This is a genomic window from Janthinobacterium paucivorans (assembly GCF_051380805.1).
Taxonomy (GTDB): Bacteria; Pseudomonadota; Gammaproteobacteria; order Burkholderiales; family Burkholderiaceae_D; genus Janthinobacterium; species Janthinobacterium lividum_D.
This window is the reverse complement of sequence record NZ_JBNYXR010000019.1, coordinates 79,781-95,954: the sequence shown is the minus strand read 5'-3', so window position 1 is coordinate 95,954 and position 16,174 is coordinate 79,781. Positions and strand designations below refer to the sequence as shown.

Here is a 16,174-nt window from a genome sequence, read left to right as displayed (position 1 = left end):
TGAAACTGGTGGGACGATCTCGGTGGCAAACCGCCGATCAACTCGTCAAGCACAGCTTTGGCCCGAAACAGGGCCATGCTGCGACGAGGAATATGATCGCACGAAACTAAACACCTAACGAATCTGCAGTTTCAACTGCGGCATTACTCCACTTCCAATTTAAAACCTTTTCTGTTGTTTTGAAAAATTTCTCTGAAAGGTCCATTTCCTCATATTCTACTGAAATAGCTTTCAGTCTCTTAATTAAAGTTTCCCTATCAATATTGTCATAAAATTTAGACAAGTCTAAATTTACAATAAAAACATGATCAGTTTCACTCAGACTACTTGCAACTGTTCGCCCAATTTCGATGGGTCGTTTCAAAAAAGTTTGATAATCGGTAAAAAATTTCCTGTATGTCTCACCATTTCCCCATCTAAACCATGCTTTTCCTGATTTCCAGTCGCAAAGTAAGCGATTTCCATAGCTATAAACTTTTCTTTTTTGTGCTAAAAGTGCATCTTTTATTGAGCAATCTCCTTGTGCACTTTCCACTGCATCAGCAAGGCACATCATTACCGCAGTTGACCAAGTCTGATCTCTGACGGTAAGGTGGGCTAGAGGCCTTATAGGCGGAGCATTTCTTCTATTTTTCGTTTCTTTAGGAACCCAGCCTGAATTTTGATCGAGAATCCATATCTCACTTTTTGCGGCAGGCACAAGCTCAAGGGGATTTAAAGAAATCCGTCCACTCGATAAAGTTTTAGCCCAAGCTTTTGAATTCTGTTCGATTGCAAGAGCAGAGATATCAAGTTCAAGGGTGTCCGCATACCAATTATGCGTACGCATATAACCATGAGTCTTTTTCCAGGCTTGACTAATTACAACTTCATCTGCTAACAATTGTGGGTCAGGGCGAAGTTTTCTGTATTTTTCAGAAACTAGTTTCATTTATTTTTATAATCCGCTAAAGAAGGATTTTAATTTTCCAGATTGACTAAAAATATTAAAAATAATCTTTTCATTATATTTAGCATTCTGAATTCTGAGACTCTTAGCTTTTAATCGAGCATCGGTAAAATTTGATGGCGACAACATATGGACAGGTAGGCAACTGCTTGGCTGAACCGCTGTTGATCTGGTACGTTGCACGCCTCGATACGCCTTGAGTTCACCGACGACTTGCTGCGGCGTGTTTGACGATTGACTGGCCTCCTTATAGTTCATGATCGCACTGCGGCGTGAAGCCGCACCGTCAAATCAAATCCCCCGCTTCCGAGAATACTCTCGGAGCCGTAGATAACGGGCATCTTGCGCAAGCTGCGGTACTGCTTGGACGACCTCGTCCAGGCATTGCCCCAACTCCCGGGGGCCCCACTGTTGGTCGGCAATCACGGCATTCAGTAGCTGTAATGCTTCCACAGGGAATCGTCTGCACAGGTCAGATTCGTGCAGTTTATGTACGACGTAGTGCGGGTGTTCAATAGGTTGCAGCCAGTCCTTCACAGCAGCCAAGGCCGTCGAGAATTCGCCCCGGGCGGCAACGACCAGCCGGGCCAGTGATTCAGCGATTCTTGGGGTGGCCAGATCGCGAGACTTAGGCCAGACCTGTTGCCAGAACGGCTGGGCGCGGTTCTTCCAATAGTCCTCACGCTGATCGGCGGCACTTTCAAGCGCTTGCGAAAGCGCCGTTGCGGATTCTTCCAGCCCTGCTTGCGGCAGCTTGCCAATCGCCGATCGGAATTCCTCCTCTGCATATCCATCAGTCGGGCCCAATGCCGCATATGTTAGAAACGCCGCGAACTGCTGGCGGTGCTCGCCAAGATCGGCATAGTGGTTTGCGCTATCCAGGAACTGCGGTTTGAAAGCCGCCAACAAGGGCTGGTACAAGCGTGGCGACCAGAGGAAGCCTTCCCACACGGCTTTTGCTTCGACTGGATTGCTCCAGCTGAACAGCGGCAACAAGTATTGCTCGGTCCAAGGGCGATCTACACGGAAAAATGCGATCAGTCGCGATCCCAGCAGTACACGACCGTGGCGGAACCGGTCCACACGCATATCGCACAAGTTGGTGAAGACGGGGCCGATATCGGCTGGAAGTAGATCATTGTCGTTGGGGTTCCGTTTGAACCACAGATTGATTAGGGCTTGCGTGACATGCCCGACGGGGTGGTTGATCGCGGAACCGACAGGGTCATAGGTTTCGACGCCATTTCGGATGATGCGAGAACCTGCGTCTGCTTCCAGCGGTAACTCCAGCACACGGCGGCACAGATCAAGCAGAATGTCCTCGTGGCGGCTGCTCGACTTGGATGCGGCCTCTATCCACCAAGTGACAGCATGTGCAGTCTCCTGAAGTACGGTATCGGGCATGGTCCGCACCAGCGGTGCGGCGTACTGCCAGGAGCGCAAAACCGCGCCTTCTTCAGCCCAGGCCTGCAGTGCCTCGCGCCAGCGGCCGGCCGGCCATACGCCATCCTGTGCCAGATCGCTTAGCGCGAGCAGGCTGTGAAAGAAGCGGGTGCTGCAAACGTCGCGCCATGTATCTTCGTAAAACGGCCGCTGTTCGGATACCGGCTTTCTCAGCCATTGAACAATATCACACCGCTTTCGAGGTGCAATATCGACATCACGACTGTCCTCATAGTCCGGATCACCGGTACCACTCATCCAGTACGAGAACTCGTCACGCTCGTTGGCTGCCAGCCGCCATTGTGGATTATCATTGGACAGGTCTGCCAGGCGAGCCGCTGCGGTCGCCCCCAACGCGAGGCCCGATACGTTCAGTTTGGCCAGATGCAACCAAACGGAGCGAGCCACTATTTCTTGCCACCGATCCGGCTCCAAATCATCCCGATACATTTCGCGTGGCGGGCCTGCAAGGAGGGCCGCCTCCAAACGTTCCTGAACGCTTCCCGCCAACTGCCGCCCCTGCAGAACGAACAATCTAAACACCTCCCGTCCGGTGTCCGTGGACCACAGCCACCACGTGCCGTCGGCCAATAGCCAATCTACCCAATGCTCAGGCGGGATGCAGTCATCCTGGCTGGCGGCAAACAGGGCCAAGCGTTTGAAGGAAGGATACGATAACTCGAACCAGGCATGCGCAATTCGCGTCGCGCGCGCACCGTCGTTTCCACGAACTGCGATCCACGCATCTCGCAGCAATTCGATCAGACTCACCCAGTCGTGGAAACCCCGGTTTTGCCAGTGTGGTGTGATGGAGGGAAGATGCCAGTGAGAGCGGTCGCTGCGGTCATCGGCCTCACCCAGCTCGCGCGAGAGGTCCAACGCATCCCGCAGCAGTTGCTGTAAGTCCTCAAGCAGCAATGGCAAGGCAGTCACCCAGTGCTCGTCGGCGAGGTCACGCAGAGTCGAATGCACATGATCAACGGCCAGCACGAGTTCCAAGTCCACTAAATGCCTGATCCGCGTGGGTTCGTCAGTACTCGTGTCGCCCTCGGTCCAGCGAAACGGCTTCTTCAAGGCTACCATAGGCGCGAGCAGTTCGCGCAACTCCAGGCGCAGTGTGGTGGTCAGCCCCTCTCGCTTGAGACGTCCCTGCCAGCGATACAGATCGGGATCGTGCCACGGTGATTTCACTCGACCGCTCAGCAGAAGGCGCCATAAGGTGCGCATCAAGGGGCTAGGAACGGACATGGGGGCGTGCAAGCGAATTTCATTCAACTCGGATGTTTTGCCGTCACGCTCCAGTGAAGCAAAGCGATCTAGTTCGTGTTCGATCAGCCAAGTCCAGCGGTCGTGCAACTGCCCACCTCGCTCAGCAACCCATATGAGCAGTCTCGCGTCATTCAGATGACGCACCAGCCAGCGGGCCAAGTGGAACATAACGTCATCCCACTGGCTGCCGGTGACGCCTCCTGAGGCCAGCAGCATAGGTTGGGCGTGGTCATACGGTGCGGGCCGACGAATCAGGCTGAAGCGCAGTTTCGCATCGCTCTCTTCGCGCGGCGGCACATCAAATCGCGCCAGGTCGCCGTGCCCAAAACGCTCATCCGCCAAAGATTCCAGTAGCCAATCCAGTGATGGGACCGGGTTGAAATCAGCAAATCGTTTGGCCGGCAGTCCAGATTTATCCGACAAGGCCCACAGCATCCGGCCGACGAAGTTGTCTGACTGCGCGCTGTCTTGTGGCCGGGCTAGGGCATGTTTGACGATGATTGCTTCCTTGCCCTGCACTCCATCTCGGTAAGTGTCTGCCCAAGCGTGCAGAGTCTGGTGCAACGCTAAATGACCGTCGCTACCTGCATGTACGTTATAGAGGATGGGCGTGACGCCCTTGGCTTCCCAATCGATTGTCTTCCTAGACTCCTGCCCTGACTCACAATCACCCAGCGCCCAAGCCTGAGGCGTGACTTCGCCCAGCATCCGGTCTGCTGCTAGTGCATCCATCATATAGCGCAGTACCGGGTCGTTGATGCTGTAGCCTACAAAGCAGACCACGTAGTTGCGAAACAGCTCACTCACAAAGCGTGCCGCCCAGCGTTCGGTGAGGTAGGCCAAACCGAAATCACCACTGGTAACAACTAGGCGGTTCAGGTCCGTGTCGTCCACCTTCTCGGATAATAGACCGTGCAGATAGACCAGCCCGTTCCAGCGACTGTTTTTTGGGATCGGCAACATCGGTGCTGCGTAGGTTTGAAAAATTTGGCCCGTGCGTTTGCCCGCAACGTGAAATACGCGGTCGAAGTTGGTGGTGACCAGACGAAGCGCCCCCTCGCGGCTGCGAGCCAGGCGCAACAGCGCCGCCTGTGTATCGATGGCCCCCTTGCGGCGGAGTTTAGGCTTCAATGCCTGCACCAATGCACGACGGACGGCCAACCGCTGTCCAGGTAGACGCCGCTCCAGCAGATCTAGTGTGGCATCGAACTGCCCGCGCTCGAACGCCGCGTGCTCGACATCTGAGAGCGCCGTGCCGCTCAGCCGGTAGATATCTTCCACCAGACCTTTGAAACTTGGCAGACCGGCGGGATAAGAAACGCCAGCGCCACAGAAAAACACCACACGGCCTTCCTCGTGCGCTTGCAAGAGTGTATCGGGGATATCGGGACCGTGGGGGACGAACTGCACTCAATGCCTTTCAGTAAAAAACTGCCCAAGCGTCGCGAACAGCGGTGCGACATTGACAAATGTATTAGTGAACAGCAGCACACATTGATTCATTGATAGGTGGAAGACGTTGAAAAATTATCGAAATTTTATCAGTTTGATAGCTATTACGGCAATGTTCGGCAAGAAAATTCTTGACGTCCAGGAAACCACCGTTTTTTGAACACTTTCAAGCTCAGCTAGCGGTCAAACAGAGAAGACGGAGCTGACCTATGGCAGCGAAACCACATAGGAATTTCGGAATGTGATTTCGCCTCTAGCCCTATGTGTCAGACTACCTGTCCGGTATCCTCCTGATCAATTTTATCGCTGTAGCGGCGTGTTGATTGGTCGAGTCGGAACTGAGTTCGGCGCAGTGGCGCAGATTTGAATGCCAGCTGGTTGTTGCCTCGGAAGTGACTATCAACGAGAGACAACAATGACGACAAAATACCCTGAAGCATTTATTGAGCAAGCCTTGGTGAAGGTATTTTCACGCGGCAGCAAATCGGTCAATGCGGTGGCCGAGGAGCTGAACGTGAATCACCATACGTTAAAATATTGGATGAAAAATAAATCAATCAACGCCAGTGCCGTCGCTGGCGCAGTAGAGAAACGGCCACAGGATTGGACAGCTGCCGAGCAGCTTGCGGCACTGCAGGAAACTCATGGGCTATCGATGGAAGCGAAGCAGGCCTAGTGCCGCGAAAAAGGCATCTTCTCGCACCATTTAACGAGCTGGCAGGCCGCCTTTTGCGCGCCAAGCAAAGACGCTGTTTCCGGCACCGCCGAGTTGCGAGTACTCAAACAGGAAAACGAGGACAAATGACCTCGATCCTGCAGCGCGACAATGTGATGACGATGATCGCCGAAGCAGGAGCGTGCGTGCGAGGTCATTTCGTTAAGCGGACGCACCTTGCAGCGCTGGAAGAACGACGCGATCAAGGGCATTGGCGATGGCCGTCCAGAGCGGGTGCAGACGCCGAAAAACCGTCTCAGCGATCAGGAACGAGAACAGGTTCTGACGGTCGCCAACTCGGTCGAATTTGGTCATCTTCCACCGGGCCAGATCGTGCCGCGCCTGGCCGACCAGGGCGTGTATATCGCATCCGAATCGACGTTCCACCGCTTCTTGAAGGCGACAGGTCAACTCAAGCACCGTAGTGCCATGCAGCCGGCCAAGGCACGCAGCAAACCGCGAGCCTTGAGGGCGACTGCGTCCGGCCAGTTGTTCAGCTGGGATATCACCTATTTGCCTACAGACGTCAAAGGCATTTACTTTTACCTGTACCTGTTCATGGACATTTACAGCCGTAAAATCGTTGGCTGGCAGATCTACAACGCTGAAAGCTCGGACCTGGCGAGCGAAGTGATGCGCGACATCTGTGCCCGTGAGCGAATCGCCCCTGACCAGGTGGTGCTGCACTCAGATAATGGTAGCTCTATGAAAGGTGCAAGCATGCTGGCCACGTTACAGGAGCTTGGCGTGGCGCCATCGTTCAGCCGACCGGCCGTCAGCAATGACAGCCCGTACTCCGAAGCGCTGTTCAAGACGTTGAAGTATCGACCAGCGTATCCGCGACGCCCGTCTGCAACCTTACTGGCAGCACGCCAATGGGTCGGTTCCTTTGTGCACTGGTATAACGAAGAACACCGCCACAGCGCCATCGGCTTCGTGACGCCAATGCAGCGCCACGCCGGCCTTGATACGGCCCTTCTGGCCGCGCGCAACGACGTGTATGAGGCTGCGAAACGCAATCGCCCTGAGCGCTGGAGCGGTCCGACGCGCAATTGGAAACCGGTCGCCGTCGTGCATTTAAATCCGGACAAAACCACTGACAACCTTGAAGGAAAAACGCAATTACGAAAAGCTGCATGAATGGCCTAATCGGCAACAACTAGCTTGCAAGATTCCGACCCCGCCGACAAAATGCCTAGCAGCTCACGGTCGCGATGCTCCCCCCGGTTCGGAGATTGACCCCAATCCAGCATCGGTAGCCGTTTCCATCCCCCTTCGGGCTGAAGGTGCACTGCACGCCGCCCTTGCGGCGATCACGGTCGCCCTTCTCCTGACTACATGTCGGGTGGCGATCAGGGCCAATCGAATCAAAAATCTCTCTCGCAGGCTGGCCTTCAATAGCGATAGCCAGCTTGCGGTCTTTCGCCGTTGGCGCTTCACGCTCTGCCAGTTGCTGTCCGGCGAAAATGGTGAAGCTCGCACGAAGTGGTTTCCAGGCAGCCGACGGCTCTGCGGCATACGCCCACGATAGCAGTGCTGTTGCGCCGAAGGCCAGCCATGTCGATATTCGCATCTCAACCTCGAAGTAGTACATGGAAATGGTCGTCGTGTTTGACCATCTTGCTGACGCCCGGAACGAGAGGGTCGTTGAAATAGACCAGGACGACCGGGGCAAAGATACGGAATAGCCCAATTAGTATGGCAGTTGCGTCCTTGTCATAGTGCTTAGTGTCCGTCCAGCGTACCCCCGCCTCACGCCCATCTTTACGTAAAGGGCGCACGTCCACCTCCAGCCCGTTCTTATGTGTTTGGTGGTCCGGTGTCGCTATGCCACCTGCCAAACTGATATCTCCGACGCCAAACCGGCGATCATCGATGGCCTGCCATTCTCTTTCCACCCGTAGAATCGCGGTCATCATCGAAGGATGCGCATACTGATACTCTCCGCCACTTGGCCTACCATTCAGCAAGCCGTAGACGTAGTAGCCAGCATCCTGCGGGGCTTGGGGAAGCATGAAGTATTTGCGTGAATCCTTGGGTTGGAGCTGAAGAATTTTTGATTCCATCACGCCACCCTGTTGGTTGAGAGATCCCAGCCGCCGGCCGTGTTGCCGCCGGTACCACCAGCGATTTTCTGCTGAGTGTAGCGCCACTTCACCTTCGAGAATTTCAGGCCGATAGAATCGTGCAGAATGCTACCCTCGGTCACCACTTGATCCATGTTACCGATCAGCACATTCTCCAACTCGACTTCGTAATACCTCACCGGCGTGCCTTGACCGTCGGCACGCATGAACTCAAGCTTGGCTTTCGGGATCGTCCGCCCCATCGAGCAAGTCTGCATCAAGATCGGCGAGGCCAGATCCGCGAGCTTGCTGATCGAAAGCGTTCGGTGTTGGCACCTTTCGGCCGTGTGACCGCCACCCGTTGATGCCGTGGCGCTTTTGGGTTGCGCCACTCCCCAATGGGCCGACGTTATCTCGATCCAACCCTGATGCGCCGAGTCTGCCGACTCGCCTTTGATACCATCAATTTGCAGGTACACATCGATTGCCATAATGCCTCCCGAATGTAATTTGGGGAATACCAAAGACATTGTTGGTCAGGCTTCACCTGGTCGAATTGGGACGTGTCAAGCACTGTGCAATAAACGAGTATTTTCAAGACACCACGCCATCCGCAAACCAATAGCATGGTCGAGCGCTTCAATGACCGCATCAGCGAGATCGTCAACCAGACCCTTTTCGGCTCTAGGGCCGAGCTCGAGTCGACGCTACGAAGCTATCTGAAAATCTACAACCACAACATCCCCCAACGCGCCTTGGATAATGAAACACCGATTCAGGCGATGAAAAAATGGCAGCAAAAGAAGCCGGATTTATTCGTTAAACGCGTCTATAACCAGGCAGGTCTTGACATCTATTGCCTCAGATTCAGTATATGTCTCAGGGGAATATACTTGGGGGTATTTTCCGCAAGTGGGCACATGGCCGTTATTTTTCCAACAACTCTCGTTGCCTTGTGGCTTGAAATCTAGATGGGTACAACTTTGCCGTACAACAGGACGTAAAGAAAAGCCGCAACATTTTTCCATGCTGCGGCTTTGTTGTCTGGTGGGCCTCCCGTGAGTCGAACACGGCACCAACGGATTATGAGTCCGCTGCTCTAACCAAGCATGAGCTAGAGGCCCGGGAACTGCTGCGCGGCGCTGCGGTTGATGCCCGCCTCGCGCGGCCGTTTTAGAAACGGACACGCGAGGATAGGGGTATCAGGGGCGTACGTCAAGCCCTATTGGCGACTAGTTGCCTTCCAAGAAGCTTTTCAGCTTGTCGGAGCGCGATGGGTGGCGCAACTTGCGCAGCGCCTTGGCTTCGATCTGGCGGATGCGCTCGCGCGTCACGTCAAATTGCTTGCCCACTTCTTCCAGGGTGTGGTCGGTGGACATCTCGATGCCGAAACGCATGCGCAGCACTTTCGCTTCGCGTGGCGTGAGGGAATCGAGCACGTCCTTGACCACGCCGCGCATGGATGCGTGCAGGGCTGCGTCGGCTGGCGCCAGGGTGTTGTTGTCCTCGATGAAGTCGCCCAGGTGGGAATCGTCGTCGTCGCCGATCGGCGTTTCCATCGAGATCGGCTCCTTGGCGATTTTCATGATCTTGCGGATCTTCTCCTCGGGCATCTCCATCTTGACCGCCAGGGTGGCCGGATCGGGTTCTGCGCCTGTTTCCTGCAAGATTTGGCGCGAAATGCGGTTCATCTTGTTGATCGTCTCGATCATGTGCACGGGAATACGGATCGTGCGGGCCTGGTCGGCGATCGAGCGCGTGATGGCCTGGCGTATCCACCAGGTTGCATAAGTCGAGAACTTGTAGCCGCGGCGGTACTCAAACTTATCGACGGCCTTCATCAGGCCGATATTGCCTTCCTGGATCAGGTCGAGGAATTGCAGGCCACGGTTCGTGTATTTCTTGGCGATCGAAATGACCAGGCGCAAGTTGGCCTCCGTCATTTCGCGCTTGGCCTTGCGCGCCTTCATTTCACCGGCCGCCATCTGGCGGTTGATGTTGCGCAAGTCCGGCAGCGGCAAGACGACGCGCGCCTGCAGGTCGATCAGGCGCTGCTGCAGTTCCTTGACGGTAGGAATGTTGCGGCCCAGGATGGCGCTATAGGCGTGTCCTGCGTTGACTTCGCCATCGACCCAGTCGAGGTTGGTTTCATTGCCCGGGAAGACCTTGATGAAGTGTGCGCGCGGCATGCCGCAGCGGTTCACGGCCACGTCGAGAATCTGCTTCTCGATATGGCGCACCTCGTCGACCTGGCCGCGCAGGGTATCGCACAACTTTTCTACTACTTTGGCCGTGAAGCGGATGCCGAGCAATTCTTGCGAAATGGCTTGCTGCGCCTTGGCGTAGGGCTTGGAGTTGTAGCCTTCTTTTTCAAAGGCGCGGCGCATCTTGTCGAACTGCTGCGAAATGACGGCAAATTTTTCCAGCGCCGTGCGTTTCAGGGTTTCCAGCTGTTCGGCCGAGAAGCCGGCCGCGCCGGAAACGCTGGCTTCTTCCTCTTCGCCAACTTCCTCTTCTTCCGCTTCGCCTTCTTCCTCGTCATCTTCAACGACAGCGGCCACGACAGGAGCGGCGGCGACCGGTTCGTTTTCATCGACTAAGCCGTCAACGATTTCGTCGATCTTGATTTCTTCGTTGGCGATGCGGTCGGCGGCGGCGATGATTTCGGCGATCGTCACTGGGCAGGCGGAAATGGCCTGGATCATGTCTTTCAAGCCATCTTCGATGCGCTTGGCAATCTCGATCTCGCCTTCGCGCGTCAGCAGCTCGACCGAGCCCATCTCACGCATATACATGCGCACGGGGTCGGTGGTGCGGCCAAAGTCGGAGTCGACGGTCGACAGTGCGGCCTCGGCCGCCGCTTCCGCTTCGTCATCGCTGGTGACAACGGCAACGTTATCGGACAGCAACAGCGTTTCCGCATCGGGCGCGTGTTCGTAGACGGCGATACCCATGTCATTGAAGGTACCGATGATGCCTTCGATGGCTTCCGGATCGACGATGTTTTCGGGCAAGTGATCGTTGATTTCCGCATACGTGAGGAAACCGCGTTCCTTGCCGAACTTGATCAAAGTCTTGAGTTTCTGACGCCGGCGTTCGAGCTCTTCCTCGCTCGCTTCCGTGTCGGACGAGAAGGCGTCCTTCAGCAGCGCGCGCTCTTTTGCCTTGCGGTCCTTGGCCTTGGCCTTGTCGACGGCCTTCAGCTCGGCCCGCTCGACGGCGTTCAGGGCGGCGACTTCATCATTTTCTGGCTGGAATTCTTTTGGCTTGCGGCCGCGGCGGCCTGGTACTTTCACCGACGGCAAGACATAACCGGACGTATCGATGGCCGCCAGGGTGGCGGCGTCGGTGGTCTGGCTGACCACGGGCGCGCTGGTCACGCGCGTTTCGGGCCGGTCGAGCGCCTTTTCGGCTTTCGTGGTAACTTTACTGGGCTTTGCAGCCGCTTTGGATTCGGGTTTCTTGATTGGCACAGGCGCTTTCGATTACACAACGACTTGCTTTACGGTGGATTAGGATAAAGTTTGCTGCCAGTTCCCCCTCTGCCGGCGGGAACCACCATCTTCGAACCTGCCGACAACGCAAGTTCGACACTGTTACGTTACTTACACCTCATCGGCCACGATCCGCGGGAAGCGCAGCAATTCCTGTCCACCGGCTGTTGCCAGCCGCCTCGGCAAAAATTGCTGCATCGACCGCGTTGGGAGCGAGAGCCTGGCGCGGCTTGCCAGCGTCTGCGAGCCTTGCCCGCAACGCCGAAAACGCCATTTGGCTCTGGCTGCCGACACGATCCACCGCGCCGATCAAGAGCCTAACTTACTGAAAACAAACACTATTTACGAAATAGAACTAGCTTGCCAAAGCACACAATACTTAGCATTTAATTATAGCACGCGAAAAATGTTTTTCCAGTGCGCGCCATACCCCTAGAGCAAGATTAGCGATTCACCAACTCAGCATCGCGCTCACGCTCCAGCTCGCCTTGCTCTTGCGTGATTTCGCGGTAGCGTACACCAATTTTCTCCGATGGCAAACCCGACGCAAACAATTGCTGCAATTCCGCCTTCAAGGCATTCAATTTGATCTCGCGGATGGTGCTTACCAGCCACGACAACTCGCTGTCGTAATCGGATTCCGTGCCGGCCGCGATCTCGCCGATGATCTCGTCGTATTCGCTGCCCAGCTCCTTCAACTGCTGCGCCAAGGCGGCAAAACTGCCATGCTCGCCCAGCGCCTGGCCCACGGCTACCAGCTGCCCCAGGCTGTGGGCTGCGTCCGGCCCCAGGTGCTGGAAGGCCGTCAGCGCGGCTTCGTCTATGCGCATGGTCAGCGGTGGATGCGCCACCAGCATGCGCATGATCTTCAATTCCAGCCCGACAGGAACAGGGCGACCCGATTTGGGCGGCGCGCGGCGCGCCACGGCGACGGGCTTGGCCAGCTCGAACAAGGCTTCGATCTCGGCCGGCGTGGACTGCGTCAGCTGCGCCAGGCCACGCACGATCTGCAGGCGCAGGGATGACGGCGCCATCAGCTGCAGCAGCGGCTTGGCGTCAAACTGCACGCGGGCGCGCCCTTCCGGCTCGGACAAATCATGCTCGCCCGACACTTCTTTCAGCAAAAACTGCGACAGCGGCATGGCTTCATACACTTGCTGCTCAAAACCTTCGGCACCGAATTCGCGGATATAGCTGTCCGGATCGTGTTCCGATGGCAAGAACAGGAATTTGATGGTTTTATTATCCGACACGTGGGCCAGGCTCGCTTCGAGCGCACGGCGCGCGGCGCGGCGGCCAGCCTTGTCGCCGTCGAAGCTGAAAATCACGCTATCGGTCTGGCGCAGCAGTTTTTGTACGTGCGTGGGCGTGCACGCGGTGCCCAGCGTGGCCACCGCTTGCGGGAATCCCATCTGCGCCAGCGCCACCACGTCCATATAACCCTCGGTCACCAGCACATAGCCGGCGTCGCGGATCGCCTGGCGCGCCTCGAACAGCCCATATAGTTCGAAGCCCTTGGAAAACAAGGGGGTTTCAGGCGAATTGAGGTATTTCGGTTCGCCATGGTCGAGCACGCGGCCGCCAAAGGCGATGACCTGGCCCTTGGTATTGCGAATCGGAAACATGATGCGTTCGCGGAAACGGTCATAGCGCTTGCGGTTGTTGCCATCCTCGTCGACCTTGTCGATCACCAGGCCGGCCTCGACCAGGGCCACGACGTCGTAATCGGGGAAGACGGAACGTAGGTTGTCCCAGCCACCGGGTGCAAAACCCATGCCGAAGCGAGCGGCCACTTCGCCCGTCAAGCCCCGGTTCTTCAGGTAAGCGATGGCTTCCGGGGCGTGGCGCAATTGCCCCCGGTAATAATCGCAAGCCTGCGTCATGGCGTCGGACAGGGCCATGCTTTGCGCCTGGATTTGCGCGCGCTGGGCGGGCGGGATCTTGTCATCCGCTTCCGGTACGACCATGCCCACGTTCTGCGCCAGGTCCTTGACGGCATCGACAAAGCCCATGCCCGAGTACTCGATCAGGAAGCCGATCGAGGTGCCATGCGCGCCACAGCCGAAGCAGTGATAGAACTGCTTGGTGGGGCTGACGGTAAAGCTGGGCGATTTTTCACTGTGGAACGGGCACAAGCCCATGAAATTGGCGCCACCTTTTTTCAGTTGCACATAGCGGCCCACGACATCGACGATATCGACGCGGTTGAGCAAATCGGAAATGAAGGATTGAGGTATCACTGGCTAGGGCGGGTCTTGTTATAGGTCAGACTATACTACCGCACGCGGCCTGAAGTTGAGCCAGGTCAACGTGTGGGCGATTTGAGCGGCTGCCGGCATGGGCCGGCAGCCGCGTACTACTATTGTATGTTTACGCTGCCGGCGTCAAGGCTTGCTTGACCAGCGCGGACACCACGGTCATGTCGGCGCGGCCAGCCAGCTTCGGCTTGACGATGGCCATCACTTTACCCATGTCTTGCGGACCAACGGCGCCCGAGGCGGCCACGGCGGCAGCCACTTCAGCCGCCACTTCTTCGTCCGACAGGCCGGCAGGCATGTAGCCCGCCAGATGCACCAGCTCGGCTTTTTCAATGTCGGCCAGGTCGGCGCGACCACCGGCTTCGAACTGGGTGATCGAATCCTTGCGCTGCTTGATCATCTTTTCCACGATGGCCGTCACGTGGGCATCCGTCAATTCGATGCGTTCGTCGACTTCCTTGCGCTTGATTTCCGCCAGCAACAGGCGAATCGTGCCCAGCTTGCCCGCTTCCTTGGCGCGCATGGCGTTTTTCATGTCTTCGGTAATTTGTTCTTTCAAGCTCATGGCAATCCTCGTGTTGGTAAGTGGAATTCGATGCTGGTGTGCGCGCACTAAGAGCACCTAATAAAAGTTACTGGCTACTGGCTACTACGGGTCGCGATTTGCGACCGCCTCGGCAGCCCCGTGCATTCGCGCAGCTGCGCTTCTCAGCGCAATTCACCGCGCTTCACTACGCTTCTGTTAAGCGCTCTCAGCAGGCAGCCACAAAAGCGAAAACCCGCTGCGGCGAACCGGAGCGGGCATGCGACTCATCTGAAGTATCACTTCAGGCGAATCAAAACAAAACCCGTGGCGTACAATGCGCCGAACTACCCGGGTTGGTTCTGACTGAACAGTCTTAGAATAATTTTTTCGGCAGTTGTTGGCTGCGGATGCGTTTGTAATGACGCTTTACGGCAGCTGCCAGCTTGCGCTTGCGCTCAGCCGTTGGCTTTTCGTAGAATTCGCGTGCGCGCAATTCGGTCAGCAGACCAGTTTTTTCGATGGTGCGTTTGAAGCGACGCATTGCGACTTCGAACGGCTCGTTTTCTTTAAGGCGAATAGTGGTCATGTAAAATTCAAACCGTTGAGGTGGTGTATAGGAAGAGATAGATAGTAGCAGCTTTTATTCGAAAAGGGAAGCCCCTCCCCCACTTGCATGCGGCATGCAGCGTGCGATCGCTGCCGGAATGTGGCGTAAACCACGCATGGGAGACGGCGCACCTTGCGCCAGCACCCCATGTTACAGATTAGCTTACTGCAAGGCAATACCAGCCGCCATGCCAGAAGCCCAAGCCCACTGGAAGTTGTAGCCGCCCAGCCAGCCCGTGACGTCGACCGATTCGCCGATGAAATACAGGCCCGGCACCTTGTTGGCCATCATGGTCTGCTGCGACAGCTCGCGCGTATCGATGCCGCCGCGCGTCACTTCCGCCTTGCGATAGCCTTCGGAGCCGTTCGGCACGATGGACCAGGCATTGATGGCCTGCGCCAGCTTGCGCAGCTGCGCGTCGGGCATGTCGGCGATGCGCGCGTCCGGCGCCAGGCCGTTGACGGCCAGCAGGCAATCGGCCAGGCGCTGTGGCAGCCACTGCGCGACGATATTGCCCAGCTGCTTCTTCAAGGTACCCTTGCCTTCGATCAAGGTCTGCGCCACATCCACTTCCGGCAGCAGGTTGATGACGATGGGCGCGCCGGGCAGCCAGTAACTGGAAATTTGCAAAATCGCCGGCCCCGACAAGCCGCGATGGGTGAACAACAAATCTTCGCGGAAACGCGCGCCGGTCGCCTTGCGGCCTTTCAGGCTGCCCGTCTCCACATCCACTTCCAGGGCGATGCCGGACAGTTCCGCGAACGGCGCCCAGCTTGCCGCATCGAAAGTCAGCGGCACCAGGGCCGGACGGGGCTCGACCATGCGCAAATCGAATTGCTTGGCAACGCGGTAAGCAAAATCGGTGGCGCCGATCTTCGGGATCGACAAGCCGCCCGTGGCGATGACGATGCTGGCCGTCTCGATGTCGCCGCTGTCCGTCTGCAGCACGAAGCCGCCATCGTCTTGCGGGATAATATTATCGATCTTGCATGGCATGCGCCAATGCACGCCGCCAGCGGCGCACTCGTCCTTGAGCATCTCAATGATCTGCTCGGCCGATTCATTGCAAAACAACTGGCCCTTGTGCTTTTCTTGATAGCCAATCCGGTGTTTTTTCACCAGCGCGAGGAAATCTTGCGGCGTGTAGCGCGAAAGCGCACTCTTGCAGAAATGCGGATTTTCCGAGAGGAAATTTTGTGGGGTGGTGCTAACGTTAGTGAAATTACACCGCCCACCACCGGAGATGCGGATCTTTTCGGCCAACTTGGCCGCGTGATCGATCAACACCACGCGCTTGCCTTGCTGGGCGGCAACAGCCGCACACATCATGCCGGCCGCGCCCGCGCCGATCACTGCCACATCAAATTGTTTTGCCATAGGAATTCCGCTCACCGC

11 protein-coding genes, 1 tRNA gene and 2 pseudogenes are annotated in these 16,174 nt (G+C 56.5%); 2 read left to right on the top strand and 12 right to left on the bottom strand.

All coding sequences use genetic code 11. From position 1 onward, the window contains the following. Positions 1-106: 106 nt before the first annotated feature. From ACQ4V8_RS19940 to dsr1, 3 genes are read right to left on the bottom strand one after another with little or no spacing between them, the layout of a single operon-like run. On the bottom strand, positions 107-931 hold the full coding sequence (locus ACQ4V8_RS19940; protein ID WP_436572065.1) for a hypothetical protein: 825 nt from the start codon (positions 929-931) through the stop codon (positions 107-109). A gap of 6 nt (positions 932-937) precedes the next feature. Beyond that, a complete protein-coding gene (locus tag ACQ4V8_RS19935) occupies positions 938-1,207 on the bottom strand; it encodes a hypothetical protein (protein WP_436572064.1) in 270 nt (89 codons plus the stop codon). 33 nt (positions 1,208-1,240) lie between these two features. Further along, positions 1,241-5,071: an anti-phage defense-associated sirtuin Dsr1 gene (gene dsr1, locus ACQ4V8_RS19930; RefSeq protein WP_436572063.1), complete on the bottom strand. Its 3,831-nt coding sequence runs from the start codon at positions 5,069-5,071 to the stop codon at positions 1,241-1,243. Between the two features lie 457 nt (positions 5,072-5,528). Here dsr1 and ACQ4V8_RS19925 point away from each other — a divergent pair. Continuing rightward, positions 5,529-6,968, top strand: a pseudogene (locus tag ACQ4V8_RS19925) (IS3 family transposase). A gap of 55 nt (positions 6,969-7,023) precedes the next feature. On the opposite strand, the gene ACQ4V8_RS19920 reads toward ACQ4V8_RS19925, so the two are convergent. Genes ACQ4V8_RS19920 through ACQ4V8_RS19910 form a run of 3 tightly spaced genes read right to left on the bottom strand, consistent with a single transcriptional unit; the run spans position 7,024 to position 8,385 of the window. Then, positions 7,024-7,422 carry a hypothetical protein gene (locus ACQ4V8_RS19920; RefSeq protein ID WP_436572062.1) on the bottom strand — a complete coding sequence of 133 codons (399 nt, stop codon included), beginning with the start codon at positions 7,420-7,422 and terminating at the stop codon, positions 7,024-7,026. Continuing rightward, on the bottom strand, positions 7,403-7,894 hold the full coding sequence (locus ACQ4V8_RS19915; protein WP_436572061.1) for a penicillin-insensitive murein endopeptidase: 492 nt from the start codon (positions 7,892-7,894) through the stop codon (positions 7,403-7,405). Before ACQ4V8_RS19915 ends, ACQ4V8_RS19920 begins: the two co-directional genes overlap by 20 nt. Then, entirely contained in the window at positions 7,894-8,385 is a 492-nt protein-coding gene (locus ACQ4V8_RS19910) for an Hcp family type VI secretion system effector (protein ID WP_436572060.1), read from the bottom strand. The genes ACQ4V8_RS19915 and ACQ4V8_RS19910 overlap by 1 nt, the downstream gene beginning before the upstream one ends. A 111-nt stretch (positions 8,386-8,496) precedes the next feature. Between ACQ4V8_RS19910 and ACQ4V8_RS19905 the strand changes: the two are divergent. Next, positions 8,497-8,748: pseudogene (locus ACQ4V8_RS19905) on the top strand (integrase core domain-containing protein); the annotation flags it as partial. A gap of 191 nt (positions 8,749-8,939) precedes the next feature. Here the strand turns inward: ACQ4V8_RS19905 and ACQ4V8_RS19900 are convergent. The 6 genes from ACQ4V8_RS19900 to ACQ4V8_RS19875 all read right to left on the bottom strand — a co-directional run bounded on the left by ACQ4V8_RS19900 (position 8,940) and on the right by ACQ4V8_RS19875 (position 16,171). Further along, positions 8,940-9,018: transfer RNA gene (locus ACQ4V8_RS19900), tRNA-Ile, on the bottom strand. Between the two features lie 108 nt (positions 9,019-9,126). Further along, positions 9,127-11,367, bottom strand: a complete 2,241-nt coding sequence (rpoD, locus tag ACQ4V8_RS19895) for an RNA polymerase sigma factor RpoD (protein WP_436572059.1) — start codon at positions 11,365-11,367, stop codon at positions 9,127-9,129. A 464-nt stretch (positions 11,368-11,831) separates the two neighbouring features. After that, positions 11,832-13,628, bottom strand: a complete 1,797-nt coding sequence (gene dnaG, locus ACQ4V8_RS19890) for a DNA primase (RefSeq protein WP_436572058.1) — start codon at positions 13,626-13,628, stop codon at positions 11,832-11,834. A 130-nt stretch (positions 13,629-13,758) separates the two neighbouring features. Further along, a complete protein-coding gene (locus ACQ4V8_RS19885) occupies positions 13,759-14,211 on the bottom strand; it encodes a GatB/YqeY domain-containing protein (RefSeq protein WP_010401159.1) in 453 nt (150 codons plus the stop codon). A gap of 334 nt (positions 14,212-14,545) precedes the next feature. Continuing rightward, positions 14,546-14,758: a 30S ribosomal protein S21 gene (gene rpsU, locus ACQ4V8_RS19880; RefSeq protein WP_008451879.1), complete on the bottom strand. Its 213-nt coding sequence runs from the start codon at positions 14,756-14,758 to the stop codon at positions 14,546-14,548. A 183-nt stretch (positions 14,759-14,941) separates the two neighbouring features. Then, complete coding sequence (locus tag ACQ4V8_RS19875) at positions 14,942-16,171, bottom strand: BaiN/RdsA family NAD(P)/FAD-dependent oxidoreductase (protein ID WP_436572057.1); 1,230 nt, start codon at positions 16,169-16,171, stop codon at positions 14,942-14,944. Positions 16,172-16,174 lie beyond the last annotated feature (3 nt).